Genomic DNA, 23271 nt, shown 5'->3' on the forward strand with positions numbered 1-23271 from the left:
CGTCACTCCCCCGCCGGAAATTCCAGCTCCGGCAGTTCGGGCACTTCCGCGTCCTCGCGTTTCGGGTGCCCGGCATTGCGGGTCGAAAGCCGCCGCCAGGCCCAGTTGACGCGCGCCTCGCCGCGGAAGACGCGGCCCGTCACGACGATCTGCTCGGCGCGGCGCGTCGTGTCGCCGGAGCCGAGATAGACGCTTTCCTCGATGTCGATTTCGCATTCGCCGCCGCCGGAGCGGGCGCGGAATTGCCAGCCATCGCCGTTCGGCAGCAGCACCAGCACATTGCTGCGGTCATGGGCGAGCGAAACGCGCGCATCGGGGTGGATGTGGAAGCGGATGGCGAAGTCCGGGTCTTCCGGCACCTTGTGCCAGTAGAGCGGGTTCCAGGGCTTCGGGCGGCGGCGCGCCTGGGCCGTTTCCAGCATGTCCTCGCCGCGCAGATCCTCGCCGGTCGCCGAGAGAAACAGGCGGCGGCGATGGATAAGGCCGAAAAGCCCCGCATAGCCGTCATGGCCGGTATCGAGCCAGACACCCGCCTCGTTCTCGTTGCGGCGGCTTTCGACCTCGACCGGGCCCTCCATCACGCGGGGGCCGAGCAGGGTGCGTGAGATTTTCCCTTTCAGCATCCGCGCCGAGGAGGTGTCGTTCAGCACCAGAGTCGAATGCGCGGCGGTGGCGCGGCTCGCCGCCTCCCAGTCGGGCCCGAGCACTTTCGTCGCGCCGCAATTCACGATCATGCGGTTGCGGCCGACGCTCATCTCGAATGAAAGGCAGCCTGCATGTGCCTCGTGGCTATAGGCGCCGGGCGGCGCGGTGCCGGTATCGGCGATCAGGTTCACGTTTCCCGCGGCGAGGCGCTGATAGCCGGAATGCGGCGCGAAGCCGAAGGGTTTCCCCTTCGTGTCGTCGCGGTCGAGCGCGGCATCGACCGCGCCTTCCGGCCCCTCGGTCGAGCCGTTGAAGAGTGCCAGCCTGCCGTCGCCATGGCGGAAGAAGCGCAGCATCGGCGTCATCCGGTCGATGGCGTCGCGCACCGGCTTCGGCACCTCGATGTTGCGCGCGGTCAGCGCATCGCGCAGCGACAGCAGATCGAGAAGGATCGAAAGCTGCGCCGAAGGGTTGCGGCTCACATGCCCGCCATCGGCGAGGATCTGCCGGTCGAGTTCGCGGCAGAGAAGCTGCACGCCTTTTGTCAGCCGCTTGTGGCCTTCCGACAGGCAGAGGCCGGAAAAGGCAAGACCCATCGCGGCCGTGATGCGCGGTTCGCCCGCCGGGGCAATGGCGGCGACGCGGGCGAGGTGGCGTGCCTGCCGCGCCATGTTGCGCAGGAGCGTCGAGCGATAGACCAGTTCGGTGCCGTCGATGATGAGCGCGCCGTTCGCGACCCATGAGATGAGCCGCCTTCCGATGACCTGCGGCCGCCACGCGACGGGATGCCAGTTGCCCTCGGTCGCGATCCAGTCGGCGACGAGCTTCTGCGCATATTGGCGTGCGGCGTCGCCATTGTTCGCTTCATGCGCGGTGGTGAAATGGCGCAGCCAGGAAAAGCCGTGCAGTTCCTCCGCCCATCTCTCGCTCGGCGGATCGGCGGCAAAGGGCGAGGAGCCGCCCGGCGCGCGCACTTGTCCGCCCGGCAGGAACCAGCGGCCCTGAAACAAGGCGTCGGCGGCGGAGGCGCGGCCCGGCCGCAGTTCCGGCGGATAAAGCACCATGTGGTCGGGCATCTGCCCGTGCAGCGTCTGGCCATAGGCCCAGGTGCTGAAGATGCGGGCGAGGGCGGCGTCGCGGGTGCGGATAAGGGCGGCGCCCGCAAGGTCGATGGCGCGGTTGCCCGGGGCCGGGCGCGTGCGCGGCCCCGCTCCTCTTCCATCCCGTCCGGTCCGCGTCTCGATCATGGAAGACGGCCCTTCTGTCACGTGGTTTGCCGCCCGGTATCAGGCGCCGCCGCGCAGCGCCGCAATGTTCTTTGCATAGGCGGATGGTCCGCCCTTGAATGTCGCCGTGCCGGCAACGAGCACATCGGCGCCCGCCGCGATGGCGCGCGGCGCCGTGTCGAGATTGATGCCGCCATCGACCTCGAGTTCGACGGCGCGTCCGCTCTCGTCGATCCGTTTACGGATGATCTCGATACGGGCAAGCTGGCTTTCGATGAAGCTCTGCCCGCCGAAGCCGGGGTTTACCGACATGACGAGCACGAGGTCGAGATCGCCGAGAAGCGGCCAGAGCAGCTCGAGCGGCGTGCCCGGATTGAGCGACAGCCCGGCCTTGCAGCCCGCCGCCTTGATCGCCTGGATGGTGCGGTGGGGGTGGGGTCCCGCTTCCGGGTGAAAGGTGATGATGTCCGCGCCCGCCTTCGCGAAGGCGTCGATATAGAGGTCGACCGGCGAGATCATCAGATGGACGTCGAAGACCTTGTCGGAATGCGGCCGGATCGCCTTCACCACATCGGGGCCGATGGTGATGTTCGGCACGAAATGCCCGTCCATCACATCGACATGGATATAGTCGGCGCCCGCTTCCGTGATGGCGCGCACCTCCTCGCCCAGACGGGCGAAGTCCGATGCCAGAATCGACGGTGCGATCTTGATGCCGCTCATGGCTGGACACTCTTGTGGTGTGACTTGTCCGGGCCCCGCCTGTATCCTGCAATCGGGGCTTCTGGAATCAGTGCTTAACAGCTAGATTCCCGGGGTGCAAGAACGAGGGGGTCCGGACCGTCAACGGTCCGGTGGGGACATGAATTCTTCCGTCGAGACGGAGCGTTTGCGCCTGAACGGGCGTCAGCGGCTCACTTGGTTTGCCCATTTCTTCAAGGCTTTCTTTTACCAGTATCACCGCGAATTCGGCGTTCAGATCGCCAACTTACTGCCGGCGGATGGCGTCGTCATCGATGTCGGGGCGCATTCGGGCCAGTTCGCGAAGCTCTTCGGCCGCCTGGTGCCGCAGGGCGCTGTCTATGCGTTCGAGCCGAGTGCCTATGCGCTGTCGATCCTGCGGCCCGTGCTGCGCTGGCGCGGTTTCCGCAATGTGCGCGTGGTGCCTTTCGGTCTCTCGGACAAGAAAGGCAGCGAGGTGCTCAATCTACCGATGAAGAAGAGCGGTACGGTCGGCTTTGGCAATGCGCATATCGGCGCGGAAACGCGGCCGGTCGCCATTGCCCAGCAGATCGGCCTCATCACCCTCGACGATTTCGTTGCCCGGGAGGGTCTCGAAAAGGTCGACTTCATCAAGGTCGACATCGAGGGCTGGGAGGTCAATTTCCTGCGCGGCGCGCTCGGAACGATTGGCCGCTTCCGGCCCATTCTGCTGCTTGAGGTGATGGAGCATACGCTGACGCGGGTCGGGGCTTCGCCGGGTGAGATATTCGATCTCCTCGCGCCTCTCGGCTACCGAATCTTTCGCGTGCGTGAGCGCGATGGCTACAAGATGGTGCCGGTCGAGGGCTTCGCGGGTTCGGCGGATTATTTTTTCATAGCGGAAGCCGAGGCGCCCCGCATCGCAGCGGCCTAGCTTCGCTCAGCGTTTTCTCGCGAGAAGCTTCATTCCCGGCTTCAGGTTCCATTCGAACTTCACGACATCGAAGCCGTGCCGGTCGAGAAACCGTCCTATGGCGTGCTTGTTGAAGAACAGAAGATGCTGCGGCGGGCAAACATGGTGCCAGCTGGGAAAATCTTTCGGCACGCGCCAATGGCCTGCGTCCGGCGTCGTCAGATAGAGCAATGCTCCGCTTCGCGCGCGCGGCGCCAGCGCCTCGAAATAGGCATGCGGGTCGGGCAGGTGCTCGATCACTTCCACCGAAAACAGAAAATCGAATTGTCCCCATTCCGCCGGCAGGCTGTCGATCGTGCCCGCGTGATATCGTCCGTCCGGGAACAATCTTCGCGCTGTGCCGACGCTGTCCTCGTCGATGTCGATGCCATGCGCCTCGAAACCGAGGCGCTTTGCCGCTTCGACGCCGGTGCCGATGCTGCAGCCCATGTCGAGAAAGCGGTTGCCGGGGGACAGGTGCATATATCGGCGCAGACGCCGCGTGGAGCGGATGATCTTGCGGCGCGCGCGGCGTTCATAGCTGTCGTGCAATGTATATTTTTCGTAGATCGCGGCTATTTCCGAGGTGCAGGGCATCGGATGCACAAAGGCCAGTCTGCAGGCGCGGCAGCGAAAAAGATTGTATCTGCCCTTGGTGCCGAGCGGCGCAAAGTCGTGTGTCCCGCAGACGATGCAGGATGCAGGCGCAATCATGGCGTTGCTTGTGCCGGCCATTCCTCCCCCCATTGGACAACCCGGCGGCTCGTCGGTTGTCCGATGAGTGCAGAATGCACAGCGATAATTGCTACGTCAATTTACGACACGGGGCTCGGGGGAAAAGCCATCCAGTCCGCGCGGCGCGGCGTCGGAATACACAGGTGGAATTCACATGTGACGATCTCACCTAGCACGGTAAGCGCAGTAAGCGGATGGAACTCTCCGCGCTTGTCTGCCGCGCCGGCAGGTAAGCGTTACCGTCTGCGGGCAATCGCGTGCAGACCGGGCTTCAATTTCCATTCGAACTTGACCACCTCAAGGCCGTGGCGATCGAGAAAGCGGCGCATCGCGTCTTTTGTGAAATAGAGGAGGTGGTGTGGAGGGAACACCTGGTCCCACTTGGTGAATTCCGACGGTACGCGCCAGTGCCCGGCATCCGGAGTCGTCAGGAAGAGAAGCCCGCCCGGTTTGATCCGTAGGCTGAGTGCATTGAAATAGGCATTCGCGTCCGGCAGATGCTCGATCACCTCCGCTGAATAAACGAAATCGAACTGGCCCCATTCCGGGGGCAGGCTCTCTATCGGCCCCGCGTGGAAATGTCCGCCGGGAAACATCTCCCTTGCGATCTCAATGCTCTGGTCGCCGATATCGATACCATGGGCGTCGAGCCCAAGCCGCCGCGCCGCCTCCACCGCCGTGCCGACATTGCAGCCGACATCGAGGAAGCGTTTGCCCGGGCCCCGGTTCATGTAGCGGCGAATGCGTTTCATCGAACGCCGGATCTTGCGTTCCGCCTTGGCCGCGTAGCTCCGGTTGGTGCCGTACTCCGTGTAGATCGCCGCGATCTCGGCTGCGCCGGGTATCGGGTGGGTGAAACGCAGTCCGCATTGCAGGCAATGAAAAAGCGAATAGCCGCTGTGAGTGCCGGCCGGCTCGAAAATCTCGCCGTCGCAGACAATGCAAATTTCGGGGTTCATGATCTCTATGATGTGGTTGTTCGGGTGGAGGCAGCAGCCTGCATTCCCGCGCTATTGCCGTCAATGGTTATGAAAAATCAGGATGCGCGTGTCAGCCTCGCGGCATAAAACCCGTCCAGCCCGCCCAGCGCGGCGAGGTGGCAGGGCAGCGTGCGCAAATCGCCCTCACCCGTGACGATCTCACCCAGTCCGGCAACGTCCTCCACTCCGACAGGCTGGCGGCGGAAAGCCGGATGCGCGGCGAGAAACGCTTCAACCTGGCGCACACCTTCCTCAGGCTCCAGCGAACAAGTGCAATAGACGAGCGTGCCGCCCGGCGCGAGCAGCGTTGCCGCATGGGCGAGCAGTCTTGCCTGCAAGGCCGCCAGCTTGTCGCGGTCGGCGGGCGATTTCAGATGCGGCACATCGGGGTGGCGCCGCGCCGTTCCGGTGGAGCTGCAGGGCGCGTCGAGCAGGATGAGGTCCCATGTGCGTCCCGGCGCGTAGGCGGTTGCGTCCGCCACCACGGTTTTCGCCTCAAGCCCGAGCCGGGAAAGGTTCTGTTCCAGCCGGTCGAGGCGCGGGCGCGAGCGGTCGAGCGCCGTCACATGCGCGCCCGCCGCCGCAAGCTCCGCCGTCTTGCCGCCCGGTGCCGCGCAGAGGTCGAGCACTTCGCGGCCGGTCACATCGCCGAGCAGCTTCGCGGGCAGCGCGGCGGCGGCGTCCTGCACCCACCATGCGCCGTCGTCAAAGCCCGGCAGGTCCTCGATGCGTCCGGCATCCTCGAGGCGAAGCGTACCGCTCGGCAGGACCGTCGCGCCCAGCGCCTCGGCGATTGTCATCCGCTCTTCGGCGCGCTTCACGCTGATGTCGAGCGGCGGGTCGGCATAATGCATCCGTACGATCGCGCGCGCGGTCTCCTCGCCATAGGCCGCGCTCCAGCTTTGCCAAAGCCAGTCCGGCGTGTCGAGACGTTCCGTATCGAGATTATCGAGAATGGCGTCGCCTTCGCGCGTGGCGCGGCGCAGCACCGCGTTCACCAGTGCCTTGAAGTGGCGCGCATTCTCGTCGCGCGACGCCGCCTCCACGTTCATGCCGACCGCCGCATGGGCGGCGACGCGCAGAAACAGGATTTCGGCCAGCCCGGCGCGGAGAATGTTCTCGGTGGCGCCCGCGCGCTTCGGCAGTTCCTTGTCGATCAGAAGCGAGAGAATGTGGTCGATGGTGCCGAGGCGGCGGAGCGCCGTCGCGGTGATGGCGCGGGCAAAGGCGCGGTCGCGGGGCTCGGCATTCCGCAGATGCCCGCTTGCGGCTTCGGCGATGAAGGCATCGTCGAAGGCGCGGCGCTCTTTCAGCACGGCTGTGAGAATGGAGGCGGCGCCCTGGCGGGCGGCAAGGCCGGTTTCGTCTGCGCGGTTCATGCTCGGTTTAGAGCACAGGCGCGCGCGCCGGGAAAGGGCCCCGCTTTCTCAGCCCCAGGGACGTGAGCGGCTGCCCATCGTCTCTGCGATGCGGCGCAGGGCGTCGATCCGGTTGCCGGTCGCGGGGTGGGTGGAGAAAAGATTGTCGCGGCCGCGTCCGTTCAGCGGATTGATGATGAACATATGCGCGGTGGCGGGGTTTGCTTCCGCCGCCTCATTGGGCGCGCGCCGCGCCGCTTCGTCGATCCGCTGCAAGGCCGAGGCAAGCCAGAGCGGATTGCCCGAAATTTCCGCGCCGCCCGCATCGGCCGAATATTCGCGCGTGCGGCTGATCGCCATCTGCACCAGGGCGGCTGCCATCGGCGCAAGGATCGCAAGCGCCAGCGTGCCGATAAGCCCGCCCGCATTGTTGCGGTTGCCGCCGAAGAAAAGCGCGAAATTCGCCAGCATGGAAATGGCGCCGGCAATCGTCGCCGTCACGGTCATGATGAGCGTGTCGCGGTTCTTGATATGCGAAAGCTCATGCGCCATCACGCCGGCCAGTTCCTCCGGCGTCAGCATCTTGATGAGGCCGGTGGTCGCCGCGACGGCGGCGTGTTCAGGGTCGCGGCCGGTGGCAAAGGCGTTCGGCTGCGGATTGTCGATGATGTAGGTGGCGGGCATCGGAATGCCGGCATTCTGCGCGAGCTGCCGCACGATGCCGACATAGTTCGGCGCCGTCGTCTCGTCCACCTGCCGCGCCTTGTACATGCGCAGCACCATCTTGTCGGAATTCCAGTAGGCGAAAAGGTTCATCGCGGCGGCGATGAAAAAAGCGATCATGGCGCCCTTGGGACCGCCGATCAGAAAGCCGAGGCCCATGAAAAGCGCGGTCATGGCGGCGAGCAGCATTCCGGTTTTGACGGTGTTCATGGTTTTTCGAGCTACCTCTTATTCGCTTTGCGGCGTCTGAAGTGGAACATATTTGCGCCTGCCTTATATGTATTCTAGAGGAACGGGGTTCAATAAGGACAGGATGTCCCATGATAAACGGTGAAGAGGGCGGGAATCCGTCGCCTCCCGCGCCTGAAAAAGAGCTGACGCCCGCTGCCCGCCGCGCGCTTGCGGAGGCGGAAGAGCGCCGCAAGGCGGCCGATGCCGCGCCGGCGCGGCCGCGCGAGATCGCCGGGCGCGGCGGCAATGAGCCCACGCGCTATGGCGATTGGGAAGTGAAGGGCATCACGAGCGATTTCTGAAGCGGGCCCCGGGGGGCATCGGCCGAGGAAGACATTTGAACGAGAGATTTTCGCCCCGCGCCCGCCGCCTGCTCGCCGTCGCCGGTATCGCTCTCCGCTTCGTCCTTTTCGTCGGCGGCCTCGTCGCCGCCGGCTGGTTCGCCTTCATCTATTTTCCCGATGCCTATAATCCCTTCGTGCCGCCGGACCTGCGCGAGGAGCCGAACATCGTCACGCCGCTCAAGCTCAAGGGCCTCGAGGGCGAATACGACATCTGCATGTCGGTCGTCCGGGCGTCGGGCGCCAAGGCGCGGCGCGACAGCATTTCCTCCCCGTCGGAAGGCTGCGGCATGCCGCAGGGCCTCTATCTCCAGCAATCGCAGATCTCTTATGGGGGTGGCATCCGCCTCACCTGCCCGGCCACGGCGGCGCTTCTCATGTGGGAGCGTCATGTCGTGGCGAAGGCAGCCGAAGCCCATTTCGGTTCGGAGGTGACGCGCGTCCGCCATTTCGGCACCTATGCCTGCCGCAATGTGAACAATGCCGTGTCGGGCCGCCGCAGCGGCCATGCCGCCGCCAATGCCATCGACATAGCGGGCTTCGATCTCGCAAACGGCAAAAGCGTCTCGGTCGAGCGCGACTGGGGCAAGGACAGTCCCGAAGGCCGCTTCCTCACGGAGGTCCATGACGGCGCCTGCGGCCTCTTCTCCACCGTCCTCGGCCCTGAATACAACGCCCTCCACGGCAATCACTTCCACTTCGAAATGACGCGGTGGGGGATGTGCCGGTGAGGACTGGTCCTGTTCGGATCAGTCACCGCTATTCTCATATTGCCCGGCCGAGGATATAGGAATATAATCCATAAACGGATTAAATACCTCCATTTCGGTTTTATCATGCGTGCGTATCTCGCCTCCCTTTTTGCCCTGTCGGCGGCCTTTCCCTCATCCGCCGCCTTTGCCGCCGAGCGCCTTGCCGGTCCGGTCGAGGCGGAGGTGGTGCGCGTGATCGACGGGGATTCGCTCGTCGTGCGCGCCCGCATCTGGCTCGGCCAGACGGTCGAGACGCATGTCCGGCTTGCCGGTATCGACACGCCGGAGCTCAGGGGCAAATGCGAGGAAGAGAAGGCGAGGGCGCGGGCGGCGCGCGATGCGTTGGCGTCGCTGACGCAAGGGCGGGTCCGTCTCAGCGACATCGAGACCGACAAATATGGCGGCCGCGTGCTGGCGCGGATCGAAAGCGCATTTCATGGCGACGTCGCCGCCGCCCTCATCGCGAAGGGCCATGCGCGTGTCTATGATGGCGGCGCGCGGGCGGGCTGGTGCCGCCTCGCCGCGCTGCCGCTCGCACCGCCGCCCGAAGAGAGCGCGAACTAGAAGAGAAGATAGATCAGGATAATGATCGGAATTGGAACGCCGATAGCCCAAAGCAAAATGCCGCGCATTGTCTTCTCCCTGTCGTCATTCAAAACCGTCTGTCATAAAAACCCGGCAGGGAGCTTCGGGTTCCATTGGAGCCTTGCCGTGCCTACCCCGCCTTGTTCTGCCGGTTGTCCACGAGGTCGGTGACGACGGAGGGGTCGGCCAGTGTCGAGGTGTCGCCGAGATTGGAGAAGTCGTCCTCGGCGATCTTGCGCAAGATGCGGCGCATGATCTTGCCGGAGCGCGTTTTCGGCAGGCCGGGCGCGAACTGGATGAGGTCCGGCGAGGCGATCGGGCCGATCTCTTTCCGCACCCAGGTCACCAGTTCCTTCCGCAACTCTTCCGTCGCCGCCTCGCCCGCGATCAGCGTCACATAGGCATAGATGCCCTGGCCCTTGATGTCGTGCGGATAGCCGACCACGGCGGCTTCCGCGACTTTCGGATGCGCGACCAGCGCGCTTTCGACTTCCGCCGTTCCCATGCGATGGCCCGAGACGTTCAGCACGTCGTCGACGCGGCCGGTGATCCAGTAATAGCCGTCCTCGTCGCGGCGGCAGCCATCGCCGGTGAAGTAGCGGCCGGGATACTGGATGAAATAGGTTTCGACGAAGCGCTGATGATCGCCATAGACGGTGCGCATCTGGCCGGGCCAGCTATCGTCGATGCAGAGATTGCCGGTCGTCGCGCCTTCCTGCACGTTTCCTTCCGCGTCCACGATCACCGGCTGCACGCCGAAGAAAGGCTTCGTTGCCGAGCCCGGCTTCGTCGCGATGGCGCCGGGCAGCGGCGAGATCAATATGCCGCCGGTTTCCGTCTGCCACCATGTATCGACGATCGGGCAGCGCCCGTCGCCCACCACGCGGTGATACCAGAGCCAGGCTTCCGGGTTGATCGGTTCGCCGACGGAGCCGAGGAGCCGCAGCGATTTGCGGCTCGTCTTCTTCACCGGCTCCTCGCCTTCGCGCATCAATGCACGAAGGGCGGTCGGCGCGGTGTAGAAAATATTCACTTCATGCTTGTCGATCACCTGCCAGCAGCGCGAGGCGTCGGGATAGTTCGGCACGCCCTCGAACATCAGCGTCGTCGCGCCGTTCGCCAGCGGCCCGTAGAGGATGTAGCTGTGGCCCGTCACCCAGCCGACATCCGCCGTGCACCAGTAAATGTCGCCGTCGTGATAGTCGAAGACATATTGATGCGTCATCGACGCATAGACCATGTAGCCGCCGGTCGTGTGCAGCACGCCTTTTGGCTTTCCGGTCGAACCGGACGTATACAGAATAAAAAGCGGGTCTTCCGCGTTCATCTCTTCCGGCGCGCAGGTGGCGGAAACCTTCGCCGCTTCTTCTGCGTACCAGACGTCGCGTCCTTTCTCCATGGCGACGGCGCCGCCGGTATGCTTCACGACGATCACGCTTTTGACGCCGGGGCATTTCTTCAGCGCCTCGTCGGTATTGGCTTTCAGCGGAATTTTCCTTCCGCCGCGCACGCCTTCATCCGCCGTGATGACGCAGCTGGAAGCGCAGTCCACAATGCGCCCCGCCAGGCTGTCCGGCGAGAAGCCGCCAAAGACCACCGAATGCACCGCGCCGATCCGCGCGCAGGCGAGCATCGCATAGGCCGCTTCCGGGATCATCGGCATGTAGATCGTGACGCGGTCGCCCTTCTTCACGCCGCGTGCTTTAAGCACATTGGCGAAGCGGCAGACCTCGTCGTGAAGCTCGCGATAGGTGATCTTCCGGTCGATGGAGGGATCGTCGCCTTCCCAGATGATCGCCACCTGGCCGGCGCGGCGTTCGAGGTGCCGGTCGATGCAGTTCACGCTTGCGTTGAGCGTCCCGTCCTCGAACCATTTGATCGAGACATTATGCGGGTCGAAGCTCGTGTCCTTGATCTTCGTATAGGGCTTCATCCAGTCGATGCGCAGTCCCTCGCGCCGCCAGAAGCTTTCCGGGTCGTTGATGCTTGCCTCATACATGTGGCGGTATTTCTCCGCATCCACGATGGCGCGCTTCTTCCATTCGGCGGGAACGGGAAAAATTTCATCGGACATGGAGGCCTCCCTTGAAGACGCGGTTTCTGGTTGGCGGCATTATGCCCGCCAAGTCCGGGGCGCGGCAAGGATCGCACCATCACGGCGCTTTCCGCTTCTCGCCGCGTGGAAGTCGCGATAGGTTGCGCCCATCGATGCATTTTCAGCGCGGAGACATGTCGCGGCATGAGCGCACTTGACGGCAAGACATTCGTTCTGGGGGTCGGCGCGCAGAAGGCGGGAACGACCTGGCTGCAGTCCTATCTCAATCCGAGGCCGGAGGTCTTTCTCTCGCCGCTGAAGGAAATGCATTATCTGGAGGCGAAATATCTGCCCGGCCGCCGCGCGCCGATCGAGAAATATTTCAAGCGGAAAGAGCGCATCCTGTTTCGCCAGCAGATCTGGCCGAGCGCGCGCCGCCGCGAAAGGCTGGAGCATATCAGGGCGCGCCTCGCGATGGCGGACAGCAATGAAGCCTATTTCGCCTATTTCGAAAAATACGTGCCCGCCGGCGCTACGCATTTTGGCGAGATAACGCCTGAATATTCGCTGCTGCCGCGCGCCGCCTTCGAGGATCTCGGCCGCCGCTTCGAAAACATGAAGCTCGTCCTTCTTCTGCGCGATCCCGTCGACAGATATTTTTCCCATCTGCGCATGGATTGGCGTGCCGGCAGGCTCAAGGGCGAAAGCGAACAGGCGCTGTTCCTGCGGCTCCTGGACGACGACACCTATCTCAGAAATTCCTATTATCACGACACCGTCGCCACCATCCGCTCGGTCCTGGACGAGCGGCAGCTCTTCATCGGCTTCTACGAAGATCTTTTCAACGATGCGGAAATTACCCGGCTCTGCGATTTTCTGGGGTTGAGATTCCTCCCCGGCGCCTATGACGTCAGGGTCAATGCGGCGGCGAAGCCCGCCACCATCGCGCCCGAAATGGCGTCGCTGGCGCGCGAGAAATTCGCGCCGGTCTATGATTTCTGCCAGGCGGAGTTCGGCGCCCGCCTGCCGGCCTCCTGGCGCGTCTGATACCTGTCCCGCCTTCGCCGTCCCGCGTTCCGTCAGCGCCGTGATCTCCGCTTCGCTCAGAGCCCAAGCTCCGCGCGCTTCTTCCTGCTCAGTCCCGCCGCGACCAGGTCATGCGAGGCTTTCAGATATTGTTTCAGCTCCCGTTTGCCGAGGCCCGTGTCGTAGCTCTGGATCCACTTCATGCCGCGCGAGGCGAGATAAGGCGCCGGGCGGCAGCCTTCGGCCTCGCGCAGGATTTCCCAGCCGATCTCGGAGACCTTGAAGGTGATGCCGGGATGATGGCCGCGTTCCCAGCCGCCGATCGCGAAGACTTTGCCGCCCACCTTCCAGACATGCGCGCCGCCCCATTGCACGACATAAGTGGTGGCGGGCAGCGAGCCGCAGAAGCTGTTGAACTCGCGATAGGTCAGGGGCATGCCTCATCCTCGCTTATTCTCTTCCACCCTCCCCTTGTGGGGTGAGGGGCGGTTTGCGGAGCAAACGAAAAGGTCCGGTGGACCTTTTCGAGCACCGAACGCCCTGAGCTCCGCGAAGGGCAGTCAAACTGCCGAAGGCAGTTTGGGGCGGGGTCGCCGAAGAAGATACGAATACAGTCGCCGGCGAGTTTGTCTGTCAGGGCGATGACCCCGCCCCGAAATTTATCTCGCTGACGCTCGAAAATTTCGACCCTCCCACAGGGGGAGGGTGGAAAAAGAGCGACAGAACTCACACCTTCTCCGCGTCGCCCGCGAGCCGCGCGATCTCCGCCTCGCTCATGCCCGCTTCGCGCAGCACTTCCGCCGTCTGCTCGCCGAGGCGCGGCGGATGCCTGCGGATGCTCGACGGCGAGGCCATGAAGCGCACCGGCGGCTTCAGCGCGAAATAGGGTCCGGCATGCGGATGGTCGTAGCGGGCGAAGAAATCGACGGCCTTCAGATGCGGATCGTCCTGCAGATCGTCCAGCCGGTTCATCTTCACGGCAGGGATCGACAAAGGCTTCAAGAGCGCCAGCCATTCCTCCGTCGTCTTCGTCTCCGTCGTCTCCTCGATCATCGCATAGAGGTCGCGGATATGGATCGTGCGCGCCTTGTAATTGTTGAAGCGCGGATCGCTCTTGTAATCGTCGAGCCGCCCCGCCAGTTCGAAAAACTGTTCCCACTGCTTGTCGGAATAAGGAAGGAGGCCGATATGCCCGTCCTTGGTGCGATAGGGGCGGCGGTCCGGGTTGGTGATGCGGCCATAGGTCCATTGCCCGGTCGGCGGGTCATAGACGTGATCGTAGAAATGTTCGGCAAGCACGAAGGAGGTGACGGCTTCGAGCATCGGCACTTCGACGAATTGTCCCTCGCCGGTCCGCTCCTTGTGGAAGAGCGCCGCCGTCACCGCCTGCACCATGAACAATCCGGACACCTTGTCCGCCATGATGGTCGGGATATAGCGCGGCTTCGGGTCGCCATCCATGCGGCCGAGAAGGTCCGCCGCGCCGGAGCCCGCCTGAATGAGATCGTCATAGGCCGGCAATCCGGCATAAGGCCCGTCCGAGCCATAGCCCGCCGCATGCACGAAAATAATGTCGGGCTTCACCGCCTTCACATCTTCATACGACAAGCCCAGCTTCTTCATCGCCGCATAGCGGATGTTGGATGTGAGTACGTCCGCCGTCGCGACGATCTTCAGCAGCGCCTCGCGGCCTTCCGCCTTGCCGAGGTCGAGCAGCACCGAGCGTTTGTTGCGGTTGATGGTCATGAAGATCGGGCCGAGGTCCGCCGCCGCGCCTTCCGGCAGGTGGCCCGGCCAGCGCATGATGTCGCCGCCTTGTCCGCCGCCGCCGGTCGGCGAGGGCGCTTCGACCTTGATGACGTCGGCGCCCATGTCGCCCAGGATCTGCGTCGCATAGGCGCCGAAGACGACGGCGGTGAGATCGACGATGCGCACGCCCTTGAGCGGGCCCTTGTTCTCGGTTTCGAGTTGCTTGTTCTTCTGTTCGCTCAACGCACTTTCCCCGCTTGCCGTCTCTCGCGCCTCTTTACGGGCGCCACTCATACAATATGTCGGGCAGGTTTTCTTCGTTGTCGCCGTCGGTGCGGCGCACTTCCCTGCAGCCGTGGCGCTCATAGAAGCGCCGGGCGCCGAGATTGGCCTGAAACGTCCAGAGGGAAAAGCCCGCAGGCAGTTCAAGTTTCACCCGCGCCAGCAGAAGGGAGCCTGCCCCTGCGTTATGTTCGCGCGGATGGACATAGAGATGGTGAAGCCATGCGCCGTCGCGCGTCTGCTCCAGCGCCGCAAACCCCGCCACGCAGCCGCCGCCTTCCGCCACCCACACGCTTCCCGTTTCCACCGTGCCGCGGATGAAAGCCCTTGTCTCTTCGTCGCTGTGACGCCGCGGCAGATACTCCATCCCCGCCCGCGCGGCGATGAAGACGTCGGCGACCCTCTGCCACTCGTTTCTGCGTGCGGGGCGGATGAGCATGGGGGAAGTCTAGCGCGCCGGGGCGGGCAAGGCGATGCAAACCGTTATGCTCCTTGGTTCCAGATGCCCGTGCGATCGCCCAAACCAGAAGTGTCATCCCGGCGAAGGCCGGGACCCATTGGTTCCCCCAGCAAGCGCGGCTACGCGCAGCATCAACGCAGCACTCCGCCCTCTTCCGCGAAATAAAACTCGGCGTGGATTGGGTCCCGGCCTTCGCCGGGATGACATCTATGGGTGTGGCAAAGCAGGGTAAGGGAGTGGACGCGTCCCGCTACCCCAATCCCCTCACCAGCAGCACCGAGCCCTCCGTCGCCGCCTCGCGGTCGGCCGAGATCGCGCGGTACTCCGCACTTTCCGACCAGTCGCGGAAGGAAGCCTCGTCAGGGAATTCGATCAGCACGAGTTTCGTCCCCTTCCATGTCCCTTCCACCACTTCCGGGTTCTCCTCAGCCGCCAGCAACCGCCCCTTCCGCCCTTTCATCGTCTCGGCGAAACGCGCCGCATAGGCCTCATACCGCGCCCGGTCGTGAATGGTGAACTGCGCCAGCGCATAGACGGTCATGGGGTTCTCCCTCGGGTTCCGAATGGAGAAAGGGTGCGGGAGACCGCTTCCTTTCGTAAGCCACTCCTTTCGCAGACGCCCTTGCTCAAAATAGATGTGGTTTGCCGCGGCCCTCGAATCTCCCCCGATTCCACATTCTCCCCCGTCTCCCCTATGATCCCCCCATGCTGCTGCATCATTCGAGCTGGCCCGAAGTCGAGGCTTATCTGAAAAGATCGAAGGGGATCGTCATTCCCATCGGCTCGACGGAGCAGCACGGGCCAAATGGGCTCATCGGCACGGACGCGATCTGTCCTGAGGCGATCGCGACACGCGCCGGCGCGGAGGCGGACTTTCTCGTCGGCCCCACCTTCAATGTCGGCATCGCGCAGCATCATCTCGGTTTCCCCGGCACGCTGACGCTCCGCCCTTCCACCATGATCGCCGCCTTGCATGACTGGGTGTCGTCGCTCGCGCGGCACGGTTTCGAGCGCATCTACTTCTTCAACGGCCATGGCGGCAATGTCTCGACCATCGAGGCGGCCTTCGCCGAAATCTATGCAGACGCCTCGCTCGCCCAGGATGCCTCCAATCGGGGACCGGTCCGCTGCCGCCGCGTGAACTGGTGGGATTTCAAACCCGTCATGGATTTCTGCAAGGAGCGCTACGGCTCGTCGCATGGCGCCCATGCGACGCCATCCGAAGTCGCCGTCACTTATTTTCTCCAACCCCAGGCGATCAAGCATGTTGAGATGTCGCCGAAGGTCGCGCCCTGGGGCCGCTACACGGATGCCGATAGCTACCGCGCCGCCTTCCCCGACGGCCGCATCGGCTCCGATCCCTCGCTGGCCGATCCGAAGGACGGCGAGAAGCTGATCGCCCTCTCGGTCGCCGGCCTGATCGAGGATTTCCGGAAATTCGAGGCGGCGTAAGGGGCTTGAGGGCATTCTCTTGACAAATCAAGCTATTTCTTGATACATCAAGACGCTTCGGAAAGGAACTGCCTCATGACCATTCGCCAGAAATTCGCCAGCCAGGCCGATGCCGAACTGCTTGAGCAGATGCGTGAGCTTGCCAAGGCGGAAGGGCGGCAGTTTCAGGCCGTGGTCGAGGATGCCTTCCGCGACTACCTCAAGCGGAAGTCTGGCGAAAGCCCGCGCGCCGAAGTCATGTCCCATTTCCGGGATAGCGTTCGTCGCAACGCGGAACTCTACAAGCGCCTCGCGAAATAGCGCGCGCCGATGCCCGATTATCTGACGCTGACGGAGGTTCTCGTAATTCACGAGGAACTGATCGATCTCTATGGCGGCGCGCATGGCGTGCGTGACATGGGAGCGGTTGAGTCCGCGCTCTTTCGTCCGCAAACGGGCTACTACGAAGACGTGATCGCGGAAGCGGCGGCGCTGCTCGAAAGCCTCGCCATCAATCATCCCTTCATCGACGGCAACAAGCGCATTGCTTTTGCCGTCGCGGACGTCTTCCTGCGGCTCAACGGATATCTCTTCGAGGAAGACCCCGTCGCCGCCTACGATTTCATGATCGGCCTTTTCGAGCGCGGTGAATTCCGGTTCGAGAAACTGGAGCCGTGGTTGAGGGAGAAGGTGCGGGCGCTCTAGTCCCGATGCCTGCCCGTTCCGTCGCCGGCCGGAACCCAGTGGCGCGCGCGGTTCACCTTCATCTTCGCATCGACAGCTTCCAGAAGATCGAAGCCGAGCGTCGTGCCGAGGCGGTTGAGAAGAATGAGAACATCGGCAGTCTCGCGCGCGGCTTCTTCGGTGTCGCCCTTCTCCAGCGCCTCGATGAGTTCGTCCATCTCGATGCTTGCCCGCCTTGCGAGCGCAACGGGATTGCTGACGGGGCCGAATGTTTCCTCGCCCCATCCCGCGATGGTCGATTGCGTTTCGTGCCGGTTCGCCATGAGGCATCTCCTTAATTAATCTGTATACACCCTATATGGTGTTTAAAACATACATCCCGCGATGCGAGTCGGCCGGGTCCAATATCCAGTGCCAGCGGCGTCATTGCGAGGAGGGCGAAGCCCGACGAAGCAATCCAGAGGCCGCTTGCGCCTTTCCTTCATCGTCATGGCCCGGACAAGCCGGGTCATGACGAAACATGGAAAGATTTCCCCGCCCGTCTCTTGCCCGCCACAGCGGGGATTTCTTTCGCGTCTTCCTTGCCACAGCGGGGACAAGTGCGGCCCCGGAGATTTCCCCATCGGGGGATAATGGCCGGGGATAGATCATTTCGCGGCGGGCGGCGTGACGATGTGTGTACCGCATTTCGCTCCGCGCTCGTCCCTCCAAAGCGCTCACATTCCGATTGTGACGGTTCGTTGACGGTTCGATGACAGTCGCCGCCCTTGTCCCCGATATGGCTTCACTTTGCGGCCATTCTCACCACGCCATCGACGACCTCGACGGGCACGGGTTGAAGGCTTTTTCCGGCGCAAGGGCCGTTCGTACAGAGCCCGTCCTCGATGCGGAAAAGCGCCGCGTGGCCGCCGCAGATCAGGCTCTTCTCGTCCTGGGTGAGGAAGCGGCCGGGCCGGCTGTCGAGCGGCTGGTTCGCATGCGGGCATTCATTGACATAGGCGCGCAGGGCGTCATCCGTCCGTACAAGGAACATCTCGAAGCGGCCAGCGCCCTGCCCGAAGGTCAGTCCCTTCGTGCCCGGCGTGTCCAGATCGTCGAGGCGGCAAAGCGGTGTGCCGGGGGCCGGTCGCGTCACGGCGCTTTCTTCAGGCCGCCCATCTTGCAGACGAGCTTCCATTCCTCGTCTCGCACGGGCTGGACGGAGAGGCGCGAATTATTCGCCAGCACCATGTCGTGAAGTGCCGGCTCCTTCTTCACATCGTCAAGCGTAACGGGTTTCGGCATGTCCTCGACAGCTTCGATCACGACAAGACCGAACTTTCCCTTCTCGTCTGTCGGGTCGGGCCGGTGCTCGCCGATCACGCGAACGATGCCGACAATGCTCTTCTCATCCACCGAATGATAAAAGAAGCCGAGATCGCCCTTCTTCATCGCCTTCATGTTGTTGTTCGCCTGGTAGTTGCGAACGCCGTTCCAGGGTTCGCCCTTGGCGCCCTTTTTCTTCTGGTCGTCCCACGACCATGTCGACGGTTCGGACTTGAAAAGCCAATAAGCCATCGCGCCTATTCCTTCGGTCCGAGAAGCCATTTCCACGCGCGAACTTCCGTCTGCGCGAAGAGCCCTGCCTTGTTGTAGGGATCGTTCTCGACAAGTTTCTCGGCGGTGGCGCGGTCGGCCACGTCGATCACCAGCATCGAGCCGTTCATCACGCTCGCATCGTCATTGGTGAAGGGCCCGCCGATTTTCACGCAACCCGCTTCGCCCCAGTATTTCAGATGCGCGTCGCGGTTCGCGAGCCTGAGTTCGAGGGCGTTCGGCTTGTCGGTGCAGATAAGGCAGAAGAGCATTTCCGGTTTCCGTTTCTGTTTCAGGTTTCGCTGCGGAAGGGCCGCGAGAGAAGGGCGGCGACGGCATCGTCCACTTTCGCGGCGCCGGTCACGATCCTCGCCACCGCTTCGGCGATCGGCATTTCGATACCATGTTTGCGTGCCAGCGCCACGACGGCGGTCGCGGAATGCACGCCCTCGCTTACCGAGTTGCGCGCGCCCATCACTTCTTCAAGCGTCTTTCCTTCGCCGAGCGCCATGCCGAGCGACATGTTGCGCGATTTCGGGGAATTGCAGGTGAGGATGAGATCGCCGAGACCCGAAAGGCCCATCAGCGTTTCGGTGCGCGCGCCCATTGCAAGGCCGAGCCGCGTCAGTTCGGCAAAGCCGCGCGTCGTCAGCGCGGCGCGGGCGCTGTCGCCGAACTTCTTTCCTTCCACGATGCCGCAGGCAATCGCGAGCACGTTCTTCACCGCGCCGCCAAGTTCCGCGCCGATCAGGTCGGAGGAATAATATGGCCTGAATGTCGTGATGCCGATCGCATGGGTCAGCGCCTCGGCGACCGTTTCATCCTCGCAGGCAAGCGTCACCGCCGTCGGCAGGCCGCGCGCCACTTCGGCGGCGAAGCTCGGGCCGGAGAGGACGGCGGCGGCCGCCTGTGGCGCCGCTTCCGCGAGAACCTCCGTGAGCAGAAGATGGGTCGATTGTTCGACGCCCTTGGCGCAGAGCACGACCGGCTTTCCTTCCGCGATCCGGGGCGCCAGTTGCTCCAGCACGCCGCGCATATGCTGCGCCGGCGTCACCATCAGCAGCGCATCCGCCTCGGCCGCCTCGGCGAGGTCGCCCGTCGCTCGGATCGATTTGTGAAGGGCGATGCCGGGCAGGAAAAGAGAGTTCTCATGCGCCGTGTTCACGTTTTGGACCAGTTCGTCCTCGCGTGCCCACAGCACCACCTCTCGTCCCGCGCTCGCCGCCACCTGCGCCAGTGCCGTTCCCCACGCGCCGGCGCCCACCACCGCTATTTTCCTATATGCCAGCGTCAACAGCCTCTCCGTTTCGCGCTTGTGTGTTGCGGGCGCTAATGATTGAACGTTTCGTTGAATATTTACTCGACCGCTCTACAATCATCTGTATGACCGCTCCAGACGATACGCACCAGAAAATCATTGCCGCCGCCAAACGGCGCTTCATGCATTACGGCTACACGAAAACAACGATGGCCGAACTCGCCGTCGATTGCGATATGTCGCCCGGCAATCTCTACCGTTATTTCGCGGGCAAGCTCGACATAGCGGAGGCGATCTGCCGCGAAGCGTCGATGCAGACGGCGGAAGACCTGTCGCGCATTCTCACCACGCCGGGGCGCACCGCCGCGGAGCGGCTGCATGATTTCCTTTTCATGGATCTCCGGGAGACCTTCCACAAGCTCGAGGACGATCCCAAGATCGTCGAGATGGCGCAGATCGTCACCGCCGAGCGGCCGGAATTTCACAATGAAGGTCTGAAGCGCGAGCGCGAAGTGCTTTGCCGCATCATCGAACTCGGCAATCTCTCCGGCGAATTCCAGGTCACCGATCCGGATTTCGCGGCCGAGATGATCCAGGCGGCCACTCTCAAGTTCAGCTATCCGCAGCTTTTCACGCGCCTGCCGCTCGTCAAACTCGAGCGCGAACTCGAAGGCGTCTACCAGCTCATCGTCGCCGGCTTGCAGTCCGGCGCCGCATGTTGCGATCCGGAAAAGCGCCTCATCACCGCTTGAATCGTTCCAAACTTATCCACAAGCCTCTATTTTCATTGCGCTGCGCTAATAGTCTTGGCGCGGCGCAATGTCCTTTTAACGCCTTGTTTTAAAAGGTGAATGGCGGCCGAAAGGGTAATTTGTGTTGCGTTGCAGCAACATAAATTCTGATGATTGAATATTTTTGATTTTGTTCATTGTTTTTTGTTCAGGCCTCTCCTAAATCCAGCCTGTCAGCGGGCAACCGGAAAATTCTCGCTGAACCAGCCTCACGGAGACGAGCCATGACCTACCTCAACAGCAAGCTGACGAACCGCGTCATCACCCTCGCCATTGCCGGCTACACGCTGGCCTTCCTGACCCAGATCGCCGCGCAATACGCGGCCTGAGCGACAGGTTACCGATTATTGACCGATAGCGGCGCAGCCGCCCGAGACGAAGGATGATCGATATGACGCAGAACCGGAATTTGAACCGCATCGCCGAACGCGTCTTTGCCAAAGCCGCTGCGGCGCTGCTCGTGGCCTACACATTCGTTCTGATCGTGCAGACCTCGGGCGTCGCGCGCCTCGTCTGAGCCAAGGCTTCCGTTCGACGTTCTCCTCCGCCGGATCTCTCCCTCCCCCTCAAGCGGGATCCGGTGTTCCCCGAGCCCTCCCCGGAGGGCCTTTGACCCCGCCGCATCCCCCTCGCGGCGGGGTTCTTTTTTGAATGGGGAGATAAGATCAATCGAGATGCTGGCGGGCGAAGCGCACGATATGCGTGATCGCTTCCCGCGCTTCCGGCAGCATGTCGGCATTGAGCTGCCAGACATGCCAGACTTTCGGCCAGATTTCGAGCGTGGCTTCGCCGCCCGCCGCCTTGATCGCATCCGCCATCCGCACCGAATCGTCCCGCAGCATTTCGCGGTCGCCGACCTGGAAAAGGGTCGGCGGGAAACCGGCGAGATCGCCGAAAAGCGGGGAGACGTATGGATCCCTCTCCTCGACTCCTGGGCAGTAAACCGGCATCAGGCTGTCCATCATCTCAGGCACAAACATCGCGTCCGCTTCGGCATTGCTGTGGCGGGAAGCGCCGCTTCCGGTCATGTCGGTGGCTGGCGAGAGGCAGATCAGCGCGGCAGGAAGCGGCAGACCCTCGGCTTTGAGACGCAGCGCCAGCGCCAGTGTCAGGTTTCCGCCCGCGGAATCCCCGCCCGCCAGGATGGATCTGGCGGCAATGCCCCGTTCCAGAAGCGCGCGATATGCGGCCACGCAATCGTCAAGGCCGGCCGGGAAGCAATGTTCCGGCGCAAGCCGGTAATCAACCGCATAGACCGGCACGCCGATATCCGTTGCCAGCCGCCGGGTGAGCGGGCGATGCGTGCGCGGGGAGCCGGCAACGAAGCCTCCGCCATGAATATAGAGAAATGCCGCATCGTCGCGGCTGCCGGGCGCTGAAAGCCTCTCGGCTGGCACGCCGCCCAGATTGAGCTCCTCTAGCGCGATGTCCGCCGGCAATTTCGCCATGCGCGGTTCCATCTGCTCCATGATGGGCCGCAGCAATTGAACGTCCGGGTTCTTGCGGAAGCGGCGCTTCACCTGCCAGCGGATCAACGGATTGAGAAGGAATAGCTGCAGGCTCATCATGTTCCTTTCAGGCTTTCACGCCGGCTCCGCGAGCGGGCGTCGCGTCGGCATCGAGCGGCCAGCGGGCCCGGGGCCCCGTGCCGATCGGATCGGTCAGCCCGAGCGCCAGCCTTTCGGCGCCCGCCCAGGCAATCATCGCGCCATTATCCGTGCAGAGTTTCAGGGGCGGTACAACAAATTCATAGCCGAACGCGTGAGCCGAGACTGTCAGCCGCTCCCGCAGCATCATGTTCGCGGCAACGCCGCCGGCCACTACGAGGCGGCGATGGCCAGGGCGGATCATCTCGTTCGCTACCGCCATCGCATTTTCGGTGCGGCTCGCAAGTACGTCCGCGACCGCGCATTGAAACGATGCCGCAATGTCCGCCTTGTCCTTGTCGTCCGGTCTGCCCAGGCCTTCCGCGAGCTGCCTTACGGCGGTCTTCAAGCCGGAAAAGGAAAAGTCGCAGCCCGGCCGGTTGATGAGAGGCCGAGGCAGGGCGAAGCGGGAAGCATCGCCCTCAAGCGCCGCCCGCTCCAGCGCCGGTCCTCCGGGATAGCCAAGCCCGAGCAGTTTCGCGACCTTGTCGAAGGCTTCGCCCACCGCATCGTCAATCGTTGTGCCGAGACGGCGGTAGCGGCCAACGCCTTCCACCACGAGAAGTTGGCTGTGGCCGCCGGAAACGAGCAGCAGCAGATAGGGAAAAGGCAGCGCATCCGTCATCCGCGCCGTCAGGGCGTGACCTTCAAGATGATTGACCGCGATCAGCGGCAGGCCCCGCGCGGCGGCGATGCCCTTCGCCGTCATCAGCCCGACGATCACGCCGCCGATAAGGCCGGGCCCCGCCGTGGCGGCAATCCCGTCGAGGTCGTCCCAATCGAGACGGGCCTCCTTGAGGGCGCGGGAAATCAACCCATCCAAATGCTCGACATGGGCGCGGGCCGCGATTTCCGGCACAACACCGCCGAAAGGCGCATGCGCCTCGATCTGCGAAAAGACGATATTGGAGAGTATTTCGCCGGTCCCGCCATCGGCCGGACGGCGCACCACGGCCGCTGCCGTCTCGTCGCAGCTTGTCTCTATCCCGAGAATCGTAAGGGGTCGGTTCACGCGAAACACTCAAAAAAGCCGGGAGCCCCTCTCGTCAGAGGCGGCCAACGGGCTATAAGAAGCCTTGGCGGGACGGTTACCGGATTCGCCAA

General features: G+C 63.4%; 28 protein-coding genes. 10 read left to right on the forward strand and 18 right to left on the reverse strand.

The features are described from left to right. Positions 1-2: 2 nt before the first annotated feature. Together PLAV_RS06710 and rpe are read right to left on the reverse strand one after the other, a co-directional pair. On the reverse strand, positions 3-1892 hold the full coding sequence (locus PLAV_RS06710; protein ID WP_012110215.1) for a heparinase II/III family protein: 1890 nt from the start codon (positions 1890-1892) through the stop codon (positions 3-5). A gap of 39 nt (positions 1893-1931) precedes the next feature. Then, a complete protein-coding gene (gene rpe, locus PLAV_RS06715; RefSeq protein ID WP_012110216.1) occupies positions 1932-2594 on the reverse strand; it encodes a ribulose-phosphate 3-epimerase in 663 nt (220 codons plus the stop codon). Between the two features lie 139 nt (positions 2595-2733). Here rpe and PLAV_RS18800 point away from each other — a divergent pair, with 139 nt between their 5' ends. Then, positions 2734-3507 (forward strand): FkbM family methyltransferase, encoded by a 774-nt coding sequence (locus tag PLAV_RS18800; protein ID WP_012110217.1) that lies wholly within the window; start codon positions 2734-2736, stop codon positions 3505-3507. Positions 3508-3513: 6 nt separating this feature from the next. On the opposite strand, the gene PLAV_RS06725 is transcribed toward PLAV_RS18800, so the two are convergent. The 4 genes from PLAV_RS06725 to htpX form a co-directional block, all read right to left on the reverse strand. After that, the gene (locus PLAV_RS06725) at positions 3514-4260 is read right to left on the reverse strand and encodes a class I SAM-dependent methyltransferase (protein ID WP_012110218.1); all 747 of its coding nucleotides are present in this window, start codon (positions 4258-4260) and stop codon (positions 3514-3516) included. Between the two features lie 236 nt (positions 4261-4496). Then, positions 4497-5219, reverse strand: a complete 723-nt coding sequence (locus PLAV_RS06730; protein WP_012110219.1) for a class I SAM-dependent methyltransferase — start codon at positions 5217-5219, stop codon at positions 4497-4499. 77 nt (positions 5220-5296) lie between these two features. Then, the gene (locus tag PLAV_RS06735; protein WP_012110220.1) at positions 5297-6619 is read right to left on the reverse strand and encodes an RsmB/NOP family class I SAM-dependent RNA methyltransferase; all 1323 of its coding nucleotides are present in this window, start codon (positions 6617-6619) and stop codon (positions 5297-5299) included. Positions 6620-6667: 48 nt separating this feature from the next. Continuing rightward, entirely contained in the window at positions 6668-7531 is an 864-nt protein-coding gene (gene htpX / locus PLAV_RS06740; RefSeq protein WP_012110221.1) for a zinc metalloprotease HtpX, read from the reverse strand. 110 nt (positions 7532-7641) lie between these two features. Here htpX and PLAV_RS06745 point away from each other — a divergent pair, with 110 nt between their 5' ends. From PLAV_RS06745 to PLAV_RS06755, 3 genes are all read left to right on the forward strand, one after another. Continuing rightward, the gene (locus PLAV_RS06745; RefSeq protein ID WP_012110222.1) at positions 7642-7854 is read left to right on the forward strand and encodes a DUF1674 domain-containing protein; all 213 of its coding nucleotides are present in this window, start codon (positions 7642-7644) and stop codon (positions 7852-7854) included. A 35-nt stretch (positions 7855-7889) separates the two neighbouring features. After that, on the forward strand, positions 7890-8624 hold the full coding sequence (locus PLAV_RS06750; RefSeq protein ID WP_012110223.1) for an extensin-like domain-containing protein: 735 nt from the start codon (positions 7890-7892) through the stop codon (positions 8622-8624). Positions 8625-8729: 105 nt separating this feature from the next. Next, entirely contained in the window at positions 8730-9209 is a 480-nt protein-coding gene (locus tag PLAV_RS06755) for a thermonuclease family protein (RefSeq protein ID WP_012110224.1), read from the forward strand. Positions 9210-9360: 151 nt separating this feature from the next. On the opposite strand, the gene acs is transcribed toward PLAV_RS06755, so the two are convergent. Next, a complete protein-coding gene (gene acs / locus PLAV_RS06760; protein WP_012110225.1) occupies positions 9361-11304 on the reverse strand; it encodes an acetate--CoA ligase in 1944 nt (647 codons plus the stop codon). 165 nt (positions 11305-11469) lie between these two features. Between acs and PLAV_RS06765 the strand changes: the two genes are divergently transcribed. Then, a complete protein-coding gene (locus PLAV_RS06765; protein ID WP_012110226.1) occupies positions 11470-12312 on the forward strand; it encodes a sulfotransferase family protein in 843 nt (280 codons plus the stop codon). A gap of 56 nt (positions 12313-12368) precedes the next feature. On the opposite strand, the gene PLAV_RS06770 is transcribed toward PLAV_RS06765, so the two are convergent. From PLAV_RS06770 to PLAV_RS06785, 4 genes are all read right to left on the reverse strand, one after another. Next, positions 12369-12722, reverse strand: coding sequence for an MmcQ/YjbR family DNA-binding protein (locus PLAV_RS06770; protein ID WP_041536442.1), 354 nt, complete (start codon positions 12720-12722; stop codon positions 12369-12371). Between the two features lie 295 nt (positions 12723-13017). Beyond that, the gene (locus tag PLAV_RS06775; RefSeq protein WP_012110228.1) at positions 13018-14283 is read right to left on the reverse strand and encodes a CaiB/BaiF CoA transferase family protein; all 1266 of its coding nucleotides are present in this window, start codon (positions 14281-14283) and stop codon (positions 13018-13020) included. A gap of 34 nt (positions 14284-14317) precedes the next feature. After that, positions 14318-14761 (reverse strand): GNAT family N-acetyltransferase, encoded by a 444-nt coding sequence (locus PLAV_RS06780; protein WP_012110229.1) that lies wholly within the window; start codon positions 14759-14761, stop codon positions 14318-14320. A 271-nt stretch (positions 14762-15032) separates the two neighbouring features. Then, complete coding sequence (locus PLAV_RS06785) at positions 15033-15323, reverse strand: DUF1330 domain-containing protein (RefSeq protein ID WP_012110230.1); 291 nt, start codon at positions 15321-15323, stop codon at positions 15033-15035. Between the two features lie 164 nt (positions 15324-15487). On the opposite strand from PLAV_RS06785, the gene PLAV_RS06790 reads away from it, so the two are divergent. The 3 genes from PLAV_RS06790 to PLAV_RS06800 all read left to right on the forward strand — a co-directional run bounded on the left by PLAV_RS06790 (position 15488) and on the right by PLAV_RS06800 (position 16918). Then, the gene (locus tag PLAV_RS06790; RefSeq protein WP_041535885.1) at positions 15488-16234 is read left to right on the forward strand and encodes a creatininase family protein; all 747 of its coding nucleotides are present in this window, start codon (positions 15488-15490) and stop codon (positions 16232-16234) included. 75 nt (positions 16235-16309) lie between these two features. After that, a complete protein-coding gene (locus PLAV_RS06795) occupies positions 16310-16534 on the forward strand; it encodes a hypothetical protein (RefSeq protein ID WP_041535886.1) in 225 nt (74 codons plus the stop codon). A gap of 9 nt (positions 16535-16543) precedes the next feature. Then, entirely contained in the window at positions 16544-16918 is a 375-nt protein-coding gene (locus tag PLAV_RS06800; RefSeq protein WP_012110232.1) for a type II toxin-antitoxin system death-on-curing family toxin, read from the forward strand. Here the strand turns inward: PLAV_RS06800 and PLAV_RS06805 are convergent. The 5 genes from PLAV_RS06805 to PLAV_RS06825 form a co-directional block, all read right to left on the reverse strand. Further along, positions 16915-17220 (reverse strand): dATP/dGTP pyrophosphohydrolase domain-containing protein, encoded by a 306-nt coding sequence (locus tag PLAV_RS06805; protein ID WP_012110233.1) that lies wholly within the window; start codon positions 17218-17220, stop codon positions 16915-16917. The genes PLAV_RS06800 and PLAV_RS06805 overlap by 4 nt on opposite strands. Positions 17221-17681: 461 nt before the next feature. Continuing rightward, positions 17682-18032: a Rieske (2Fe-2S) protein gene (locus tag PLAV_RS06810; protein ID WP_012110234.1), complete on the reverse strand. Its 351-nt coding sequence runs from the start codon at positions 18030-18032 to the stop codon at positions 17682-17684. Continuing rightward, on the reverse strand, positions 18029-18454 hold the full coding sequence (locus tag PLAV_RS06815) for an EVE domain-containing protein (RefSeq protein ID WP_012110235.1): 426 nt from the start codon (positions 18452-18454) through the stop codon (positions 18029-18031). Before PLAV_RS06815 ends, PLAV_RS06810 begins: the two co-directional genes overlap by 4 nt. Positions 18455-18459: 5 nt before the next feature. Further along, positions 18460-18744 (reverse strand): YciI family protein, encoded by a 285-nt coding sequence (locus tag PLAV_RS06820; protein WP_012110236.1) that lies wholly within the window; start codon positions 18742-18744, stop codon positions 18460-18462. Positions 18745-18764: 20 nt separating this feature from the next. Next, the gene (locus tag PLAV_RS06825) at positions 18765-19766 is read right to left on the reverse strand and encodes an NAD(P)H-dependent glycerol-3-phosphate dehydrogenase (RefSeq protein ID WP_012110237.1); all 1002 of its coding nucleotides are present in this window, start codon (positions 19764-19766) and stop codon (positions 18765-18767) included. An 89-nt stretch (positions 19767-19855) separates the two neighbouring features. Between PLAV_RS06825 and PLAV_RS06830 the strand changes: the two genes are divergently transcribed. Next, positions 19856-20482 carry a TetR/AcrR family transcriptional regulator gene (locus PLAV_RS06830; RefSeq protein WP_012110238.1) on the forward strand — a complete coding sequence of 209 codons (627 nt, stop codon included), beginning with the start codon at positions 19856-19858 and terminating at the stop codon, positions 20480-20482. Positions 20483-20903: 421 nt separating this feature from the next. Further along, positions 20904-21038 (forward strand): hypothetical protein, encoded by a 135-nt coding sequence (locus PLAV_RS19960; protein WP_281032311.1) that lies wholly within the window; start codon positions 20904-20906, stop codon positions 21036-21038. 148 nt (positions 21039-21186) lie between these two features. Here the strand turns inward: PLAV_RS19960 and PLAV_RS06835 are convergent, their stop codons facing one another. Both PLAV_RS06835 and tsaD read right to left on the reverse strand, forming a co-directional pair. Beyond that, positions 21187-22089: an alpha/beta hydrolase gene (locus PLAV_RS06835; RefSeq protein ID WP_041535887.1), complete on the reverse strand. Its 903-nt coding sequence runs from the start codon at positions 22087-22089 to the stop codon at positions 21187-21189. A gap of 7 nt (positions 22090-22096) precedes the next feature. Continuing rightward, on the reverse strand, positions 22097-23188 hold the full coding sequence (gene tsaD / locus PLAV_RS06840; protein ID WP_012110242.1) for a tRNA (adenosine(37)-N6)-threonylcarbamoyltransferase complex transferase subunit TsaD: 1092 nt from the start codon (positions 23186-23188) through the stop codon (positions 22097-22099). Positions 23189-23271: the final 83 nt, after the last annotated feature.

This window comes from Parvibaculum lavamentivorans DS-1, assembly GCF_000017565.1.
GTDB classification, from domain to species: Bacteria; Pseudomonadota; Alphaproteobacteria; order Parvibaculales; family Parvibaculaceae; genus Parvibaculum; species Parvibaculum lavamentivorans.

Bases quoted from the DNA above. Each gene is read 5' to 3' on its own strand.
- PLAV_RS06710 (WP_012110215.1), bottom strand. From the start codon at position 1,892: ATGATCGAGACGCGGACCGGACGGGATGGAAGAGGAGCGGGGCCGCGC.
- rpe (WP_012110216.1), bottom strand. From the start codon at position 2,594: ATGAGCGGCATCAAGATCGCACCGTCGATTCTGGCATCGGACTTCGCC.
- PLAV_RS18800 (WP_012110217.1), top strand. From the start codon at position 2,734: ATGAATTCTTCCGTCGAGACGGAGCGTTTGCGCCTGAACGGGCGTCAG.
- PLAV_RS06725 (WP_012110218.1), bottom strand. From the start codon at position 4,260: ATGGCCGGCACAAGCAACGCCATGATTGCGCCTGCATCCTGCATCGTC.
- PLAV_RS06730 (WP_012110219.1), bottom strand. From the start codon at position 5,219: ATGAACCCCGAAATTTGCATTGTCTGCGACGGCGAGATTTTCGAGCCG.
- PLAV_RS06735 (WP_012110220.1), bottom strand. From the start codon at position 6,619: ATGAACCGCGCAGACGAAACCGGCCTTGCCGCCCGCCAGGGCGCCGCC.
- htpX (WP_012110221.1), bottom strand. From the start codon at position 7,531: ATGAACACCGTCAAAACCGGAATGCTGCTCGCCGCCATGACCGCGCTT.
- PLAV_RS06745 (WP_012110222.1), top strand. From the start codon at position 7,642: ATGATAAACGGTGAAGAGGGCGGGAATCCGTCGCCTCCCGCGCCTGAA.
- PLAV_RS06755 (WP_012110224.1), top strand. From the start codon at position 8,730: ATGCGTGCGTATCTCGCCTCCCTTTTTGCCCTGTCGGCGGCCTTTCCC.
- acs (WP_012110225.1), bottom strand. From the start codon at position 11,304: ATGTCCGATGAAATTTTTCCCGTTCCCGCCGAATGGAAGAAGCGCGCC.
- PLAV_RS06765 (WP_012110226.1), top strand. From the start codon at position 11,470: ATGAGCGCACTTGACGGCAAGACATTCGTTCTGGGGGTCGGCGCGCAG.
- PLAV_RS06780 (WP_012110229.1), bottom strand. From the start codon at position 14,761: ATGCTCATCCGCCCCGCACGCAGAAACGAGTGGCAGAGGGTCGCCGAC.
- PLAV_RS06785 (WP_012110230.1), bottom strand. From the start codon at position 15,323: ATGACCGTCTATGCGCTGGCGCAGTTCACCATTCACGACCGGGCGCGG.
- PLAV_RS06790 (WP_041535885.1), top strand. From the start codon at position 15,488: ATGCTGCTGCATCATTCGAGCTGGCCCGAAGTCGAGGCTTATCTGAAA.
- PLAV_RS06795 (WP_041535886.1), top strand. From the start codon at position 16,310: ATGACCATTCGCCAGAAATTCGCCAGCCAGGCCGATGCCGAACTGCTT.
- PLAV_RS06800 (WP_012110232.1), top strand. From the start codon at position 16,544: ATGCCCGATTATCTGACGCTGACGGAGGTTCTCGTAATTCACGAGGAA.
- PLAV_RS06805 (WP_012110233.1), bottom strand. From the start codon at position 17,220: ATGGCGAACCGGCACGAAACGCAATCGACCATCGCGGGATGGGGCGAG.
- PLAV_RS06815 (WP_012110235.1), bottom strand. From the start codon at position 18,454: ATGGCTTATTGGCTTTTCAAGTCCGAACCGTCGACATGGTCGTGGGAC.
- PLAV_RS06820 (WP_012110236.1), bottom strand. From the start codon at position 18,744: ATGCTCTTCTGCCTTATCTGCACCGACAAGCCGAACGCCCTCGAACTC.
- PLAV_RS06830 (WP_012110238.1), top strand. From the start codon at position 19,856: ATGACCGCTCCAGACGATACGCACCAGAAAATCATTGCCGCCGCCAAA.
- PLAV_RS19960 (WP_281032311.1), top strand. From the start codon at position 20,904: ATGATCGATATGACGCAGAACCGGAATTTGAACCGCATCGCCGAACGC.
- PLAV_RS06835 (WP_041535887.1), bottom strand. From the start codon at position 22,089: ATGATGAGCCTGCAGCTATTCCTTCTCAATCCGTTGATCCGCTGGCAG.